Below are 17328 nucleotides of genomic sequence, written 5' to 3' on the forward strand. Positions count from 1 at the left end.
CGGGGCGGACGGCGGCGCTCAGCGCGGCAGGTCGGAGCAGCCCATCAGCCACTCGTCGACGGCGCGGGCGCACTGACGGCCCTCGCGGATCGCCCACACCACCAGCGACTGGCCGCGACGCATGTCGCCGGCGGCGAACACGCCGTCGACGCTGGTGCGATAGGCCTCGGGACCCTCGGTGGTGCCCTTGACGTTACCGCGGGCGTCGAGCTCGAGCCCGGCCTCGTCGCGCAGCTCGGCGAGCATGCCCTCGTGGACCGGGTGGACGAAGCCCATCGCCAGCAGCACCAGATCGGCCTTGAGCTCGCCCTCGGTGCCGGGGACGTCGTGCATCTGCCAGCGACCGTCGGCGTCACGCTCCCAGCGCACCAGGTTGTAGCGCACCCCGGTCACCTGACCGTTGGCATCACCGACGAAGCCCTTGGTGGCGACGTTCCACATCCGCTCGCAGCCCTCTTCCTGGGAGGAGGAGGTGCGCATGCGGTTGGGCCAGTTGGGCCAGGTCAGCGACTTGTCCTCGCGCTCCGGCGGACGGTCGAGGATCTCGACCTGGGTGACCGACTTGGCGCCGTGACGGTTGGAGGTGCCGATGCAGTCCGAACCGGTATCACCACCACCGATGACCACCACGTGCTTGCCCTCGGCGCTGATGAAGTCGTCGTCGGGGACGTGGGAGCCCTGCACCCGCTTGCTGTTGCGGGTGAGGAAGTCCATCGCGAAGTGGATGCCGGCGAAGCTGCGACCGGGCACGTCGAGGTCGCGCGGCTTCTCCGAGCCGCCGGCCAGCACCACCGCATCGTACTCATCGCGCAGCTGGGCGACCGAGATGTCGACACCGATGTGGGCGTTGGTGTGGAACTCCACGCCCTCGGTACGCATCTGCGCCATGCGTCGATCGATCAACTGCTTGTTGAGCTTGAAGTCGGGGATGCCGTAGCGCAGCAGGCCGCCGATGCGGTCTTCCTTCTCGTAGAGCGAGACCTTGTGGCCGGCGCGCGCGAGCTGCTGCGCGGCGGCCAGGCCCGCCGGGCCGGAACCGACCACGGCGACCCGCTTGCCGGTACGCCGCTCGGGCACCTGGGGCTTGATCCAGCCCTCCTCCCAGGCCTTGTCGACGATCGCACACTCGATGGTCTTGATCGCCACCGGGGTGTCCTCGAGGTTGAGCGTGCACGAGGCCTCGCAGGGCGCGGGGCAGATCCGACCGGTGAACTCGGGGAAGTTGTTGGTCGAGTGCAGCACCTCGATCGCCGCCTGCCAGTCACCCCGATAGGCCAGATCGTTCCAGTCCGGGATGATGTTGTTGACCGGGCACCCCTGGTGACAGAAGGGGATGCCACAGTCCATGCAGCGCGCACCCTGTTCGCTGACCTCGGCCTCGGTCAGCGGGATGACGAACTCGTTGTAGTGGACGACGCGATCGCCGGCCGGCTCGTAGCGCCGGTCGCGACGGTCGTATTCCATGAAACCGGTCGGCTTACCCATGGTCGACGATCCCCTTGAGCTGCTTGTTCGACTGCGGCGGACGGCTCTGGCTGGCACGCATGCCTTCCAGCGCCTGACGGTAATCCACCGGCATCACCTTGACGAACTTCGGCAGCCAGGCCGCCCAGTCGTCGAGGATGCGCCGCGCCACCGCGGAGTTGGTGTAGTGCAGGTGTTTCTCGATCAGCTGCTTGAGACGCAACGCGTCGTGGCGCGTCATGTCGCGGCTGAGATCCACCCGTCCATGGGTCTCGAGATCGCCGCCCTGATGGTCGAGCGCCTCGAGTGCGTCGTCCTCGGCAGCGACCGGCTCGAGCTCGACCATCGCCAGATTGCAGCGATCGGCGAAGTCGCCGGCCTCGTCGAGCACGTAGGCGACACCGCCGGACATGCCCGCGGCGAAGTTGCGCCCGGTCGCGCCGAGCACCACGGTGACACCGCCGGTCATGTACTCACAGCCGTGATCGCCGACGCCTTCGACCACCGCCACGGCGCCGGAGTTGCGCACGCAGAAGCGCTCGCCGGCGACGCCGCGGAAGAAGCACTCGCCGTTGATGGCACCGTAGAGCACGGTGTTGCCAACGATGATGTTCTCCTCGGCCTTGCCGATGGCCGACTCGGCCGGCGGGTAGATGATGATGCGTCCCCCCGAGAGGCCCTTGCCGACGTAGTCGTTGCCCTCGCCCTCGAGCTCGACGGTCACGCCACCGGCGACCCAGGCGCCGAACGACTGACCGGCGGTGCCCTTGGCCTTGATGTGGATGGTGCCGTCGGGCAGCCCGGCGTGACCGTAGCGCTCGGCGACGCGGCCCGAGAGCATGGCGCCGAAGGAACGGTTGAAGTTCTTCACCGGGGTCTCGATGCGTACCGACTCACCGCGCTCGAGCGCGGGCGCGGCCTGGGCGATCAGCTCGTTGTCGAGCGCCTGGTCGAGCCCGTGGTCCTGGGCCTCGGTGTTGTGGATCGCGACCTCGGGACCGACCTCGGGCTTGGCCAGCAGACGCGAGAAGTCGAGCCCCTGCGCCTTCCAGTGATCGATGGCGCGACGCATCTCGAGGCGATCGGAGCGACCGATCATCTCGTTGATGGTGCGGAAGCCGAGCTTGGCCATCAGCTGACGCACTTCCTCGGCGACGAAGAAGAAGTAGTTGATGACGTGCTCGGGCTTGCCGGTGAAGCGCTTGCGCAGCTCCGGATCTTGGGTGGCGACGCCGACCGGGCAGGTGTTGAGATGACACTTGCGCATCATCAGACAGCCCTCGACGATCAGCGGCGCGGTGGCGAAGCCGAACTCGTCGGCGCCGAGCAGCGCGCCGACGACCACGTCGCGACCGGTACGCATGCCGCCGTCGACCTGCACCGAGATGCGCCCGCGCAGACGGTTGAGCACCAGCGTCTGATGGGTCTCGGCGAGACCGATCTCCCAGGGCGAGCCGGCGTGCTTGATCGAGGTCAGCGGGCTGGCGCCGGTGCCGCCGTCATAGCCGGAGATGGTGACGTGATCGGCATGGGCCTTGGACACGCCCGCGGCCACGGTGCCGACACCGACCTCGGAGACCAGCTTGACCGAGATGCGCGCCTTGGGATTGACGTTCTTCAGGTCGTGGATCAGCTGGGCGAGATCCTCGATCGAGTAGATGTCGTGGTGCGGCGGCGGCGAGATCAGACCGACGCCCGGGGTCGAGTGACGCACCCGCGCGATCTGCGCGTTGACCTTGTGACCGGGCAGCTGACCACCCTCGCCGGGCTTGGCGCCCTGGGCGATCTTGATCTGGATGTCGTCGGCGTTGACCAGGTACTCGGCGGTGACGCCGAAACGACCCGAGGCGACCTGCTTGATCGCCGAGCGCTCGGGGTTGCTCGAACCGTCGGGCAGCGGGTTGAAGCGCTCGGGCTCCTCGCCACCCTCACCGGTGTTCGACTTGCCGCCGATGGCGTTCATCGCCTTGGCCAGGGTCGAGTGCGCCTCGTAGCTGATCGAGCCGAAGGACATCGCGCCGGTGACGAAACGCTTGACGATCTCCTTGGCCGGCTCGACCTCGTCGATCGGCACCGGGGTCTCGGCGAACCTGAAGTCCATCAGCCCGCGGAAGGTCAGCAACCGCTCGCTCTGCTCGTCGATCAGACGCGAGAACTCGGCGAAGGTGTTGGCGTCGTTGGCACGCGTGGCGTGCTGCAGCTTGGCGATGCTGTCCGGGGTCCAGATGTGCTCCTCGCCGCGCAGCCGGAAGGCGTAGTCGCCGCCGACATCGAGATGCTTGCGATAGATCTGCTCGCCACCGAATGCCTGGGCGTGCCAGCGCACCGCCTCTTCGGCGACCTCGGGCAGACCCACGCCCTCGACCGTGGTCGGGGTGCCGGTGAAGTAGGCCTCGACGAAGCCGCTGTTGAGACCGACCGCGTCGAAGATCTGCGCGCCGCAGTAGGACTGGAAGGTGGAGATGCCCATCTTCGACATCACCTTCTTCAGCCCCTTGCCGACGGCCTTGATGTAGCGCGACTGCGCTTCCTCGAAGCTCGGCGCGTCGTCCTCGGCGGCAAGCATCGACTGGATGGTGTCGAAGGCCAGATAGGGGTTGATCGCCTCGGCGCCGTAACCGGCGAGGGTGGCGAAGTGATGCACCTCGAGCGCCGCACCGGTCTCGACCACCAGGCCGGAGCTGGTGCGCAGCCCGCGACGGATCAGGTGGTGATGCACCGCCGAGGTGGCCAGCAGCGCCGGGATGGCGATGTGGTCACGGTTGGTGTTGCGGTCGGAGAGGATGAGGATGTTGTAGCCGGCGAGCACCGCATCCTCGGCCTCCTTGCACAACCGCTCGAGCGCAGCGGCCATGCCCGCGGAGCCCTCGCTCGAGGCATAGACCATGTGCAGGGTGGTGGTGCGGAAGGCGCCGCCACAGTTGTCCTCGATGTGGCGCACCCGCTCCAGGTCCTCGTTGGTGAGGACCGGCTGGTTGACCTCCAGACGCCAGTTCTTGCCCATCTCGTTGAGACCGAGCAGGTTGGGGCGCGGGCCGATCAGCGACACCAGCGACATCACCAGTTCCTCGCGGATCGGATCGATCGGCGGGTTGGTGACCTGGGCGAAGTTCTGCTTGAAGTAGGTCGAGAGGTGCTTGGGACGGCTCGACAGCACCGAGGGCGGGTTGTCCGCACCCATCGAGCCGATCGCCTCCTGACCGCTGGCGATCATCGGCGCGAGCAGGAACTTGAGGTCTTCCTGGGTGTAGCCGAAGGCCTGCTGGGCGTCGAGCAGGGTGGCCTCGTCGGGGGCCATCGGGGCGACGTCGGTGGGCAGCTCGTCGAGGTGGATCTGGGTCTTGCCCAGCCACTCGCCGTAGGGCTGCGCGCCGGCCAGCTCGGCCTTGATCTCGGCGTCGTCGATGATGCGGCCCTGCTCGAGGTCGATCAGGAACATCTTGCCCGGCTGCAGTCGCCACTTCTTGACGATGCGCTCCTCGGCGATGTCGAGCACGCCCATCTCCGAGCCCATGATCACCATGTCGTCGTTGGTGACCAGGTAGCGCGCCGGACGCAGGCCGTTGCGGTCGAGGGTGGCGCCGATCTGGCGACCGTCGGTGAAGGCGACCGCCGCCGGACCGTCCCAGGGCTCCATCAGCGCCGCGTGGTACTCGTAGAAGGCGCGCCGCTCGGCGTCCATCTGCTTGTTACCCGACCACGCCTCGGGGATCAGGATCATCATCGCGTGGGCGAGCGAGTAGCCGCCCATCACCAGCAGCTCGAGCGCGTTGTCGAAGCAAGCCGAGTCGGACTGACCCTCGGGGATCAGCGGCCAGATACTGTCGAGATCGTCGCCGAGGATCTCCGAGCGCATGGTGTGACGGCGCGCGGCCATCCAGTTGACGTTGCCGCGCACGGTGTTGATCTCGCCGTTGTGGCAGATCATGCGGAACGGCTGCGCCAGGTCCCAGGTCGGGAAGGTGTTGGTCGAGAAGCGCTGGTGCACCAGGGCCAGGGCCGAGGTGAAGCGCTCGTCGCCGAGATCGAGGTAGTACTTGCCGACCTGATCGGCGAGCAGCATGCCCTTGTAGTTGATGGTGCGCGAGGACAGCGAGACCACGTAGTAGGCGGTCTTGTCGAAGCCGGCGCTGCGGATCTCGTTGTCCATCCGCTTGCGGATGACGAACAGACGGCGCTCGAAGGCGTCCTGGTCGGGACAGTTGTCGCCGCAGCCGACGAACACCTGGCGCACCATCGGTTCGCTCGGCAGCACGCTCTCGCCGAGCGAGCTGTTGTCGACCGGGACGTCGCGCCAACCGAGCACGCGCTGACCACCTTCCTCGAGGTGGCGGGTGACGGTCTCCTCCATGCGCGCGCGTGCATCGGCGTCCTTGGGCAGGAACACCATGCCGACGCCATAGGCGCCCACGGGCGGCAGTTCGAAATCGACCACGGCGCGGAAGAAGGCGTCGGGGATCTGCACCAGGATACCGGCGCCATCGCCGGCCTTGGGATCAGCGCCAACGGCACCGCGATGGGTCAGTCGCTCGAGGATCTCGAGTCCCTGTTGAACGATTGCGTGACGCTTCTCGTTCTTGATGTTGCAGACGAAGCCGACGCCACAGGCGTCGCGCTCATTGGCTGGGTCATAGAGACCCTGTGCAGGAGGCAAGGCACGAAGGCTCATCGCTGACCTCGTTGATACCTGGGGTAAATGATTCCGACTGTCGACGCCGCCGTGGACGGGAAGACCTTGGTGATCGAGCACCAGGGCGCGTGCCGACCGCCAGGCGGTTGGCGTCACAATCCTGTGTCCTGGATCCAGAGAGCAGGCTCGCTCGTCATCGCAATACGCTCGGCGTGCGATCTCCAGGGTGTCCGGAGCGCGTCGGCACGGGCCGCCGACGCCGGTGTTCGGCGAGCGGGGTTCGAGGCATGCGAACCCCAGCGACCAGGCCGGGTTGAAATCGCGAACCCCTAATAATAACGTCGAACACCGGCGCACGCCACTATCTATGCGCGCGTGCGGATCACGGGGCGTGGGCGACCACCCTCAGGGACGTCGCGCCGACAGGGTCGCCATCAATTGATCTTGATCGATCTCGTCGCTGATCACCGCCTCGCCGACGGCGGTGAGCAACACCAGACGCAGACGCCCGTCGAGCACCTTCTTGTCGACCGCCATCAGCTCGCGGAAGCGCTCGGCGTCGAGTTCGGGCGGCGGCTCGGTGGGCAGCCCGGCGCAGGTGACCAGGCTGCGCACCCGCTCGACATCGGCCTCGGCCAGCCAGCCCATGCGCGCCGAGAGATCGGCGGCCATGCACATGCCGGCGCCGACGGCCTCGCCGTGGAGCCAGTTGCCATAGCCCGAGGCCGTCTCGATCGCGTGTCCGAAGGTGTGACCGAGATTGAGCAGGGCGCGCTGTCCCGACTCCAGCTCATCCTCGGCAACGATCTGTGCCTTGATCTCGCAGGAGCGGCGGATGGCGTGGGCGAGCGCCTCGGGGTCGCGCGAGAGCAGCTCGGCCATGTGCGACTCCAGCCAGTCGAGGAAGGAGGGATCGCGGATCAGTCCGTACTTCAGCACCTCGGCCAGACCGGCCGAGAGTTCGCGCTGGGGCAGGGTGTCGAGGGTCTCGGTATCGGCGATCACCGCCAGCGGTTGATGGAAGGCGCCGATCATGTTCTTGCCGGCGGGGTGGTTGATGCCGGTCTTGCCGCCGACCGAGGAGTCGACCTGGGAGAGCAGGGTGGTGGGCACCTGGATGAAGGGCACGCCACGCTGATAACAGGCCGCGGCGAACCCGGCCATGTCGCCGACCACCCCGCCGCCGAGCGCGATCAGGGTGCAGTCACGCGCGAAACGGGCATCGAGCAGGGCGTCGAAGATGCGGTTCCACACCTCAAGGGTCTTGTACTGCTCACCATCGGGCAGCACCACCTCGCGCACCTCGAGACCATCGAGGGCTGCGCGCAAGGGGGCCAGATACAAGGGTGCCACCGTTTCATTGGTGACGATCATCACCTGCCGGCCACGGATATGGGGGCGGTAGAGCACGGGGTCGTGGAGCAGTCCGGGACCGATATGGATCGGGTAACTTCTGTCCCCAAGATCGACTTCAAGGGTTCTGGTCATAAGGCAGCTCTTGGCGGGTTGGCTCGCACACCGGCGCCGGCTCGTCGTCCCCCGTCAGCGGCGACGCATTACGGCGGGCCGATGACGGGATGGCGCTGGGCGTCAGCGACCGGGGCCAGCCCGGTCCTTGGCACGGCTGGCGCAAGGGATGCGCGCGCACGGGTTGATGATCGGTCTTATTGGCATCTTAGCGGTCTGACACGGAGTTGCAATCGCATCACCCGACCAGACACCCCGCCCGATCGTCCGCATCAACCGCCGACGCCGACACGACGCGCCCGTGGCTGTGACCGTCCCGGGCGACGCCCTCACAGAGCGAAGGGGTTCGACCCCAAACGTAAATCGGGGTCAGAGCACGCCGGTGGCGCCCTCCTCGAGCCGCCGCACGATCTCCTTGACCACCGAGCCGGTGCCGCGCTTCTCGGTGGTCACCACCATGTCGGCGACCTGGCGATAGAGCGGCTCGCGCTCCTCCATCAGTTCGCGCAGGCGCTGCAGCGGCTCCTCGGTGTCGAGCAGCGGACGATTGCGGTCGCGGGCGGTGCGGGCGTGCTGCTGCTCGGCGCTGCAGTGGAGATAGATGACCACGCCACGCGCGGCCAGGTCCTGACGGTTCTCGGGGTCGATGATGACCCCGCCGCCGGTGGCCAGCACCATCCGTTCACCGGCGATCAGATCGACGATGACCTGACGCTCGCGGGCACGGAAGCCGGCCTCGCCCTCGAACTCGAAGATGGTGGGGATATCGACACCGGTACGACGCTGGATCTCCTGGTCGCTGTCTTTGAAGGTGTAGGAGAGCGCCTCGGCGAGCTGACGCCCGACGGTGCTTTTTCCGGCCCCCATCGGGCCGACGATGAAGATGTTCTGTGCACGGATCATAGCGAAAGATATGCCAGGTTGTCTGTACGCGGGTGAGGTTCGCGTCCTCCCTCGCATCGAGTTGGATGAGCGCGCAGCGCGAACCGGCGGGGATGGCGGTGACCTACATCGCCTGCCGACCCGGGCGACCCGACGACACCGGCGAACGGTGGGCCAGCGCCTGCTCGGGCTGCGGAAACATTGGAACGAGGACCAAGGAGGTGTCTCGACGCGGGCGACGACGGCGGCGGGATGCCGGCCACCGTGCACGCCTTGCCCGGCTCGAGACCGACTCCCCAGGCAGCCCTCGGATGACATGGACGATCGACCGGGCACCCCGGCACGCATGCGGTCGCAGGCACGGCGGGACGGGTCGAGCGCGCCCATCAGCGGAGCGGGGCAACGCCCGGCTCGCGCGACATTCTAGCCCCATGGGGTAAGTTGCGTCCCGGATACGCGAAAAAAACGCCGGCATCCCCGGGAAAGATGCGGGTTCCCGAGGGCGCCGGGACGGCGCCATCAGCGTCGCGCGAGATCGCCGCGGAGGATCTTGGGGGTCACGAAGATCAGCAGTTCGCTGTTGTTATCCTCTCGCAGCTCCTGCTTGAACAGCCGTCCCACCACCGGGATGTCGCCGAGCCAGGGCACCTGTTCTTTCTTGAAGCCGCGGGTGCGCTCGTAGACGCCGCCGAGCACCACGGTCTCGCCGTTGTCGACCAGCACCGAGGTCTCCACCGAGCGGGTATCGATGGCGATGCCGCTATCGGTCTCGTTGGTATAGTTGGGCGCGTCCTTGTTGACCAACAGGTCCATGATCACCCTGTCATCGGGGGTGATGTGCGGGGTGACGTCGAGCTGCAGCACCGCGTCCTTGAACTGGGTCTGGGTGCCGTTCTGCGACACCGTCTGATAGGGGATCTGCTGACCGACCTTGATCGTCGCCTGGTGCTGATCGGAGGTGATCACCCGCGGGCTGGAGATGATCTCGCCGCGTCCCTCCTGTTGCATCGCCGAGAGTTCGAGCTGGAGCAGATAGGAGCCGACCTTGCCGATCAGGAAGTTGACCGCGCCGGATGGGTTGGGGGCGGCGAGGTCGACCATCAGGGTCTGGTTGTCGTCCTCGTCGATGATCCCGGAGTTGTAGGGGCTGCCGGTGTCGACGTTGAGACCGAAGGGGCCCTTGTCGAAGCCACCGATCTCGAGGGTGCCGGGCTGGGCGCCGGCGATCATCACCTCGTTGCCGCCCGCGGCGCCGAACGAGGTCGACAGCCCGAAGCGCACGCCGAGATCGCGCGCGAAGTTGCTCTCGGCGATCACCACCCGCGACTCGATCATCACCTGGCGCACCGGTACGTCGAGCCGGGTGACGATGCCGCGGATGTCCTCGAGCCGCGCGGCGGTGTCCTGCACCAGCAGGGTGTTGGTGCGCTCGTCGACGGTGACGTTGCCGCGATCCTTGGTCAGCAGCTGGTTCTCCTCGCTCTTGAGCAGACGGGCGAGATCGGCGGCCTTGGCGTAGTTGACCTGGATGAACTCCGAGCGCAACGGCGCCAGCTCCTCGATCTTCTGCATCGAGCGCATCTCCAGCTCTTCCTGGCTGGCGATCTCCTCGGTCGGCGCAACCATGATGACGTTGCCGGTACGGCGCATCGACAGTCCCTTGGTCTTGAGGATGATGTCGAGCGCCTGGTCCCAGGGGACGTTCTTCAGCCGCAGGGTGATGTTGCCGGTGACGGTGTCGCTGGCCACCAGATTGAGATCGGTGAAGTCGGCCAGCACCTGCAGCACCGCCCGCACCTCGATGTCCTGGAAGTTCAGCGACAGCCGCTCGCCCTCGTAGACGACCTTGCTGCGCAGCTGCTCTTCCTTCTCCGCCGCGGTCAGCGGACGGAAGTCGAGGGTGAAGAGGTCGTCGGTCTGATAGGCCATGTAGTCGTAATCGCTGCCGGTCTCCACCGCGACCTCGACGTTGCGCCCGCGCGGGCGCGACTCGACGGCCACCACCGGGGTGGCGAAGTCGACCACGTCGAGTCGGCGGAACAGCCGGCGCGGCAGCGAGGTGTCGTGCAGTTCGACCATCACCCGCCGCCCCTGCTCGCGCACCGTCACCCGGGTCTCGGGGTTGGGCAGACGGATCAGCACCCGCCCCTCACCCTCGGCGCCGCGTCTGAAGTCGATATCGCGCACCGAACCGCCGGAGGCCGGCGTCGACGGCGCGCGCGTCGCGGTCGGTCGGGACAGCGCCGCTGTCGTTTGCCGACTCGGCGGCGAGCCGGCCGCGTCGGCCTGGGTCTCGATGATCAGACGCACCCGGTTGCCCTCGCTGCTCACCCGATAGGGGACGGGATCGCTGAGATTGATCACCACCCGGGTGCGATTGCTCGCCTCCACCGCCACCAGGCTGTGCACCGAACCGATGCCGATCGGCAGCGAGCGCTCATCGAGCCCGTTGCTCACCCCGGGGAAGTCGAGCGCAATCCGCGCCGGCGCATCGGTGGCGAAGGTCTCGGGCGGACTCACCGGCGCCGAGAGCTCGAGTTGGATCTCGACCCGGTTGCCGGGCTGGGCGGCGAACTGCACGTCGCGCAGCTCCACGGCCATCGTCGCGGTGCTCCAGCCGGCGAGCAGCAGGAGCAGAAGGCACAGCGACACGACCGGCCGGCGCACGCCGCGCGCCAGCGCCCTCCCGAGGCGTGCATCGGATTGAGATGGTGCGTTCATGCCGGGGTCCCCTCCAGAAATCATTCGGAAAGCTCCAGGGCCGCGTCGCGCTCGCGCCACTGCCCCGGGGCGTCGGCGACGATCTCGATGAGCTCGATCGAGTCCTCGTCGATGCTGACGATCTGCCCGTTGTTCAGCCCCATGTAGTTGCCGACCCGCACCCGGTGCAGGACCCCGTCCTGGGTCCGCACCAGCGCCCAGCGCAGGTCCGTCTGCTCGAGCGTCCCGACCATGCGCAAGGCATCGAGTGCATAGCCCTCGAGCACCTCCTTGCGGCGATTGGGGTCGGGCGCCAGACCGTTGTCGCTCTCCTCGGCGGCGAGCGGGGCGAGCCCGCGATCGGGGACGAAGGGGTCACGTCGATCGCCGGGGTCGAACACGAAGCTGTCGACCGGCTGGATCTCGGGCAGCGGCTCGACCGGACGCGGCGGACGCGACTTGACCTCGCCGACATAGCGTTCGAGATCGGACATGTTGCCGCCACCACAGCCGGCCAGCACCAGCAGCGCGGCGACCGGGACGGACAGGCGGATCCGGTTCATTGCGCCGCCCCCTCGTCGAGATAGCGATAGGTCTTGACGGTGGCATCGAGCGAGAGCTTGCGCCCCGCCTCGGCGACATCCCGGTCGCGACCGCCGGGCTGCTCGATCTCGATGTCGTGGATGGTGACGATGCGCGGCAGCGCCGCGAGCCCGCTGATGAATCGACCGAACTCGTGATAGCTGCCGTTGACGCGGATCCGGATCGGCAGCTCGGCGTAGAAGTCGCGCTGGTTCTCGCCCTCGGGCTCGAAGCGCTCGAACTCCAGCCCGTTGGCCAGCCCGGTCTGGGAGACATCGATCAGCAGCGAGGCGACCTCGGTCTTGTTCGGCAACTGGCGCAGCATGGCGCCGAACGACTCCTCCATCTCGGCGAGCTGCTGACGATAGCCGGCGAGGTTGGCCGCCTTGCGCTGTTTCTTCTCGAAATCGGCACGCAGCTGCTGCTCCTGACGCTCGGCGGTCTCGAGCAGCATCAGCTGATTCTTGATGTCGAAATGGTAGGCCGCGACGCCGAGCAGCAGACAGCCGACCGCGATCACCGCCGCCTTGGCCGGCAGCGGCCAGTCGCCGATGGTGCTGAGATCGAGTTCGTTGAGTTGATTCAGATCCATGACGATCTCCGCCGCGTCGCGGTCTCCGTCGGGGGCGAGCCACGTGTCGCGCCGATCATGCCGGCTGGTCCTCGTCCTCGCCGCCGGGGCGGACCTGATCGAAGGACAGCCGGAAGTGGCTCAGCCCGGTCCCGGTCTTGTCCTTGTTCTCGATCAGCATCAGCCGCGGATTGCCGACCCAGTCCGATGACTCGATGCTGCTCATGAAGGCCGAGACCCGGGCGTTGGACTGGGCGCGCCCCTCGACCACCACCGAACGCCCCTTCTGCTCGAGACGGTTGAGATAGACCCCCTCGGGGATGGTCACCACCAGCTCCTCGAACAGGTGGACGATCTCGGGCCGACTCTGCTGCAGGTTCTGGATGACCTCCATGCGCGCAAGCAGGTCGGCCTTGGTCTGCTCGAGCCGGTCGATCTCGCGGATCTTGCGCTGGAGCTGGGCGATCTCCTGCTGCAACAGCTGGTTGCGACTCTCCTGATAGGCGATGCGCCCGTCGTAATGAAGGTGCACCAGCACCGCCAGCACCAGGGTCGCGCCGAGCGCCGCGCCGGCGGCGATCGCCAGCTCCTTCTTGCGCCGCTGTCGCGCCTCTTCGCGCCACGGCAGCAGGTTGATCCGTGGCATTTCTAGTCCACTCCCCGCAGGGCCAGGCCGAGCGCGAGCATCATCCCCGGCGCCTCGCGCATCAACGCCTGGGCGTCGAGCGTCGGGGCCAGGGTCATGCGCGCGAAGGGATTGGCGATGGTGGTCGGAATACGCAGTCGCTCGCTGACGAGCTGATCGAGCCGGGGCAGCGAGGCCACGCCGCCGGAGATCACCAGCCGGTCGACCCGGTTGTAGCTGGTGCCCGAATAGAAGAACTGCAGCGCACGGCCGATCTGTTGCGCCAAGGCCTCCTTGAAGGGCGCGAGCACATCGATGTCGTAGCCCTCGGCGACATCGCCGTCGAGGATCTTCGCCGCCGCCTGCTCACGCGAGAAGCCGTAGCGACGCTGCACCTCGTCACGCAGCTGCTGCCCGCCGAAGTTCTGTTCGCGGGTATAGACGATGCGCCCCTCGTGGAGCACGTGCAGGGTGGTGGTCGCGCTGCCGACGTCGGCCAGGGCGACGGTCGCGCCCGGCTCGCCGTCCTCCTCGAGCAGCAGCGCGCAGGCGTTCTCCATGGCATAGGCCTCGACATCGACGATCGCCGGCACCAGCCCGGCGGTCTCGAGGGCGTTGACCCGGTCGTCGACGTTCTCGGTGCGCGAGGCGGCGAGCAGCACGTCGATCATCCCCGGGTTGGTCTGCGAGGGACCGATCACCTCGAAGTCGAGATTGACCTCCTCGAGCGGATAGGGGATGTACTGGTCGGCCTCGAGTTCGATCTGGCTCTCCAGCTCGGCGTCCTCGAGTCCGCCCGGCATCACGATCATCTTGGTGATCACCGCCGAGCCGGCCACCGCCACGGCGGCACGCTTGGTCTCGGTGCCCGAGCGACTCACCGCACGGGCGATGGTCTCGCCCACCGCCTCGGACTCGACGATCTTCTTCTCGGCGACCGCATTGGCCGGCAGCGGCTCGATGGCGAAGTGCTCGAGGCGCAACCCGCTCGAGGCGTTGGCGTGCCCGCGCGAGAGTTCGATGAGCTTGACCGAGGTCGAGCCGATATCGACACCGATCAGTGTACGGTTCTTGCTGATGAGGCCGAACATTCAGTGATCTCGTCTGCTCGATCGTACCCGGAGCGGGTAAACCGACTTCTACGATAATGGCTCTAAAGATATCAAAATTTTGCGCTTTCGCGAGCATTCATCGTCGCGACGACCATCCTGGCGGCACCACCACCCGGTCCGCGCCCCGACAACCGAGCTCATCGCCGCGCCACGCACGGTGCCCTTGCCGGAACACCCTTCCGCCGCCGCCGTCGGCCATGCTAGTGTCGGTGCCGATACGGGCGTGACGACGCCCGCGATGGTCGTCCACAGACCCGCCCCGGCGGGACCGGCGAACGAGCGGAGGGGTTCAGCGATGACCGCACGAGCGCGCACCGACGCCCTGCGTGCGCGAATGGCCTACGAGGCCGCGCGCATCATGATCGAACAGGGCCTGTCCGACTTCGACCGGGCCAGACGCAAGGCCGCCACCCGCACCGGCATCCGCGACCGTCGGCACTGGCCGGACAACGAGACCGTGCAGGAGGCGCTGCTGACCCAGCGCCGGCTGTTCCGCGACGACGACGCCGCGCAGTTGCGGCGGATGCGCGAGGCCGCCGCCGGGGCGATGCGCAACCTCGCCGACTTCTCGCCGCGACTGGTCGGCGCGGCGCTGCAGGGCGTCGGCGACCCCAGCCTCGGGGTCGAGTTGCTGCTCTATGCCGAGCGCCCCGAGGACGTGCTCTTCCGTCTCCACGACCAGGGCATTCCCTGGGACGAGGGCGAGCGCACCCTGCGCTATCCCGGCGGTGCCCGCAATGCCCACCCCGCCTTCAGCTTCGTCGCCGGCGACCAGCCCTTCGAGCTGATCGTGCTGCCGCCACGGGCGCGGCGCCAGCCGCCGCTCGACCCGGTCGACGACCGCCCCTGGCGCGGCGCCGACCTCCCCGCCCTGGAGCGGCTGCTCGCCGAGCCCGGCGTCTGAACCGCCCGGCTCAGGCGCCGGGATAGACGAGACGGCGCCAGCGCACGCGATAGGGGCGCCCCGGGTCGGCACCGAGTTCGAGCAGCGCCAGCAACCGCCAGCCACCGTCGCGGGCGCGCACCTCGACGCGATAGCGCGGCCCACCGCGCAGCCTGGGATCGATCTCGCGCGCCGCGCGCAGTGCTTGCGCCTGCTCCAGCCCGAGACCGTCGAGTGCGGCGAGCACCGCCGCCGGGGCGAAGGCGCGCGCGATCCCGCCAGCGTCACCCGTCACCCGCGTCAGCGGCGCCAGCGCCGCGACCAGCTCGGGCGTCATCCCCGGCAGCAGCGCCAGCTCGTCGACCAGCGGCAGATCGCCATCGCGGGCCCCGAAGGCGCGACCGAGGGCGCGGTAATCGGCGTCTTCGGCGCCCCCCGCGCGGGTCAATGCATCGCCATCGCGCCAGTCGACGATCTCCGCCGCCAGCCGTCCGGCTCGCCCCGGTTCGACCCCGAGGACCCGCAACAGGTCGGTGAGCCGCTGCGGGTCGGCGCGGTTGAGATCGATCAGCCCGCCGAGGTCCTGGATGCGGACCTCCAGCCGCTCGCCGCCGAAGGTCCAGGGATGGGGCGTGGCGTCGACCCGCCACAGCGGCTCGCCAAGCCGCCCCGGCGGCAGCGTCAGGCGTAGCGCCACCTCGGCGAGCGCGGCATCGGCGGCGGCGCGGAAGCGCGCGGCGGCGAGCGCGTTGTCGACCAGCGCCAACTCGCTGCGCCCGGTGGCGGTCAGCCCGGCGGCCATCACCGTCAATAGCGCCAGCACCCAGAGCACCAGCAGCAGCGCCACCCCGCGCTGACGCGACGCACTCATCGCGCCGCCTCATCGGCGAGCGCCACCACCAGCTCGGGCCAGTCGAGCGCCGCGGTGCGCAACCGCATCCGCACCAACCGCGGCGGGCGCGGCTGACCCAGCCAGTCGCGATGCCAGGCCGGGCCCGGCTCGCCCTCGCGGGTGCCGTAATAGGCCAGCTCGAAGCGCATCGGCCCCGCCAGCAGCAGGGTCCGGCCAAAGGCGCCGTCGCCCAGGTCCAGTTCCTCGCCCGGCGCACCGGGCGCTGGCGGCTCATCGGCCAGCGCCACCCAGGGCGGCGTACCGGACGCGCCGGCGAGCACCTCGGGATGGAACAGCCAGTGGGTGAGCATCAGCACCTCGCCGCGCGGACCCCGCTCGCGGGTCAGACGCAGCAGATGCAGACCGGGCAGGCCGACATGGGTCGACAAGGGCGCAACCCACTCCAGACGCTCGCTGTCACCGGCGAACACCGGGTGCACGCCGTCCTCGCGGGTCAGCGCCAGCGCCCGCCCCTGACGCAGCGCGCGACCGACGAAACCATGCACCGCGCGCAGCTCGGCGAGCGCCTCGGCGCGGGCATCGACCGCCTCCCAGGTGCGCGCACCGAGGCGCAGACCGGCGAACACCAGGGTCGCGATCAGCCCGAGCAGCGCCAGCGCCACCAGCAGTTCGAGCAGGGTGAAGCCGCGCGCGCGGCGGCGCGGACTCGGTCTCATGGCTGCGGCGCGCCGAGACGTTGGGTGGGCAGCACCAGCCGACGCTCGCGCCCGGCCTCGACCCAGCGCACCCGCGCCTCGACCCGGTAGGGCTGGGGATCGCCGGCGGCGAGCCCGGCGCGCGCCAGCGGGATCATCGCCAGGCTCCAGCGCATCCCCGCCGTCTCGCCGCCCTCGATCACCCCGGGGACGAGGTCGACGGCACCGCCGTCGACCAGCGCCAGGCGCGACTCGGCGAGCGCCGAGGCGCGTGCCAGCATGGTCGCGCGCTGACTGGCGAGCGAGGCGCGCGAGAAGATCTCCAGCAGCACCCCGAGGGCAAGGGCGAGGATGGCGAAGGCGACCACCGCCTCGAGCAGCGAGAAGCCGCGCTCGCGCGCCCGGCTCATGGCGCGCTCCAGGGGGCCATGTACACCCGCCCGGTGAGCCAGTGCACCCCGACCTGATAGCCGCGCCCCTCGGCGCTCAGCACGATGCGCCCGCCGCTCGAACTGCCGTCGGGGAAGAAACGGATGGCCCCGGCGCGCGCACCGACCAGCTCGGCGCGGGCCGTCTCCAGATGCAGCGCCAGACGCCGCGGCAGCTGCACCGGCGCCGCACCCGGCGGCTCCAGACGGTGCGCGGCGGGGCGCACCAGCAGCGCCTCGGCGCGGGCCTCGCGGATCGCCCGCTCGCGCGTCAGGCGCAGCGCGGCCACCGTGCGCCGCGCCGCAGCCTTGGCCTCGACCCCGGGGAGCGCGGCGCTGAAGGCGCCGGGGAGCGCGGCGAGCACCAGGCCGAGGATCGCCAGCACCACCAGCAGCTCGACCAGGGTGAACCCGGGCGCGCGAGCGGCGCGCACGC

The 17328-nt window shown here is 68.7% G+C and carries 14 protein-coding genes; 1 reads left to right on the forward strand and 13 read right to left on the reverse strand.

The features are described from left to right. Positions 1 to 18 precede the first annotated feature (18 nt). The 9 genes from ACAM26_RS02880 to ACAM26_RS02920 form a co-directional block, all read right to left on the reverse strand. A complete protein-coding gene (locus ACAM26_RS02880) occupies positions 19 to 1485 on the reverse strand; it encodes a glutamate synthase subunit beta (RefSeq protein ID WP_123139046.1) in 1467 nt (488 codons plus the stop codon). Next, positions 1478 to 6133, reverse strand: a complete 4656-nt coding sequence (gltB, locus tag ACAM26_RS02885; RefSeq protein WP_123139047.1) for a glutamate synthase large subunit — start codon at positions 6131 to 6133, stop codon at positions 1478 to 1480. Before gltB ends, ACAM26_RS02880 begins: the two co-directional genes overlap by 8 nt. A gap of 366 nt (positions 6134 to 6499) precedes the next feature. Next, on the reverse strand, positions 6500 to 7582 hold the full coding sequence (gene aroB / locus ACAM26_RS02890; RefSeq protein WP_123139048.1) for a 3-dehydroquinate synthase: 1083 nt from the start codon (positions 7580 to 7582) through the stop codon (positions 6500 to 6502). A 348-nt stretch (positions 7583 to 7930) separates the two neighbouring features. After that, positions 7931 to 8464, reverse strand: coding sequence for a shikimate kinase AroK (gene aroK, locus ACAM26_RS02895; protein WP_123139049.1), 534 nt, complete (start codon positions 8462 to 8464; stop codon positions 7931 to 7933). Between the two features lie 498 nt (positions 8465 to 8962). After that, positions 8963 to 11164 carry a type IV pilus secretin PilQ gene (gene pilQ / locus ACAM26_RS02900; RefSeq protein ID WP_123139050.1) on the reverse strand — a complete coding sequence of 734 codons (2202 nt, stop codon included), beginning with the start codon at positions 11162 to 11164 and terminating at the stop codon, positions 8963 to 8965. 20 nt (positions 11165 to 11184) lie between these two features. Beyond that, positions 11185 to 11706 (reverse strand): pilus assembly protein PilP, encoded by a 522-nt coding sequence (locus ACAM26_RS02905; RefSeq protein ID WP_123139051.1) that lies wholly within the window; start codon positions 11704 to 11706, stop codon positions 11185 to 11187. Continuing rightward, complete coding sequence (locus ACAM26_RS02910; RefSeq protein WP_123139052.1) at positions 11703 to 12317, reverse strand: type 4a pilus biogenesis protein PilO; 615 nt, start codon at positions 12315 to 12317, stop codon at positions 11703 to 11705. Before ACAM26_RS02910 ends, ACAM26_RS02905 begins: the two co-directional genes overlap by 4 nt. Before the next feature lie 55 nt (positions 12318 to 12372). Further along, positions 12373 to 12942, reverse strand: a complete 570-nt coding sequence (locus ACAM26_RS02915; protein ID WP_123139053.1) for a PilN domain-containing protein — start codon at positions 12940 to 12942, stop codon at positions 12373 to 12375. 2 nt (positions 12943 to 12944) lie between these two features. Continuing rightward, positions 12945 to 14012 carry a pilus assembly protein PilM gene (locus ACAM26_RS02920; protein WP_123139054.1) on the reverse strand — a complete coding sequence of 356 codons (1068 nt, stop codon included), beginning with the start codon at positions 14010 to 14012 and terminating at the stop codon, positions 12945 to 12947. Between the two features lie 316 nt (positions 14013 to 14328). On the opposite strand from ACAM26_RS02920, the gene ACAM26_RS02925 reads away from it, so the two are divergent. Continuing rightward, positions 14329 to 14937 (forward strand): hypothetical protein, encoded by a 609-nt coding sequence (locus ACAM26_RS02925; protein ID WP_123139055.1) that lies wholly within the window; start codon positions 14329 to 14331, stop codon positions 14935 to 14937. 10 nt (positions 14938 to 14947) lie between these two features. Here ACAM26_RS02925 and ACAM26_RS02930 read toward each other — a convergent pair whose 3' ends face one another. The 4 genes from ACAM26_RS02930 to ACAM26_RS02945 are packed head-to-tail and all read right to left on the reverse strand — an operon-like array spanning position 14948 to position 17326. Then, positions 14948 to 15787, reverse strand: coding sequence for a general secretion pathway protein GspK (locus ACAM26_RS02930; RefSeq protein ID WP_123139056.1), 840 nt, complete (start codon positions 15785 to 15787; stop codon positions 14948 to 14950). Continuing rightward, positions 15784 to 16485, reverse strand: a complete 702-nt coding sequence (locus tag ACAM26_RS02935; RefSeq protein ID WP_369613093.1) for a prepilin-type N-terminal cleavage/methylation domain-containing protein — start codon at positions 16483 to 16485, stop codon at positions 15784 to 15786. Before ACAM26_RS02935 ends, ACAM26_RS02930 begins: the two co-directional genes overlap by 4 nt. Continuing rightward, on the reverse strand, positions 16482 to 16874 hold the full coding sequence (locus tag ACAM26_RS02940) for a prepilin-type N-terminal cleavage/methylation domain-containing protein (protein ID WP_369613094.1): 393 nt from the start codon (positions 16872 to 16874) through the stop codon (positions 16482 to 16484). The genes ACAM26_RS02935 and ACAM26_RS02940 overlap by 4 nt, the downstream gene beginning before the upstream one ends. After that, a complete protein-coding gene (locus ACAM26_RS02945; protein WP_123142796.1) occupies positions 16871 to 17326 on the reverse strand; it encodes a GspH/FimT family pseudopilin in 456 nt (151 codons plus the stop codon). The genes ACAM26_RS02940 and ACAM26_RS02945 overlap by 4 nt, the downstream gene beginning before the upstream one ends. Between the last annotated feature and the right edge of the window lie 2 nt (positions 17327 to 17328).

It is taken from the genome of Marichromatium sp. PS1 (assembly GCF_041155115.1).
In the GTDB taxonomy this organism is placed as follows: domain Bacteria; phylum Pseudomonadota; class Gammaproteobacteria; order Chromatiales; family Chromatiaceae; genus Marichromatium; species Marichromatium gracile.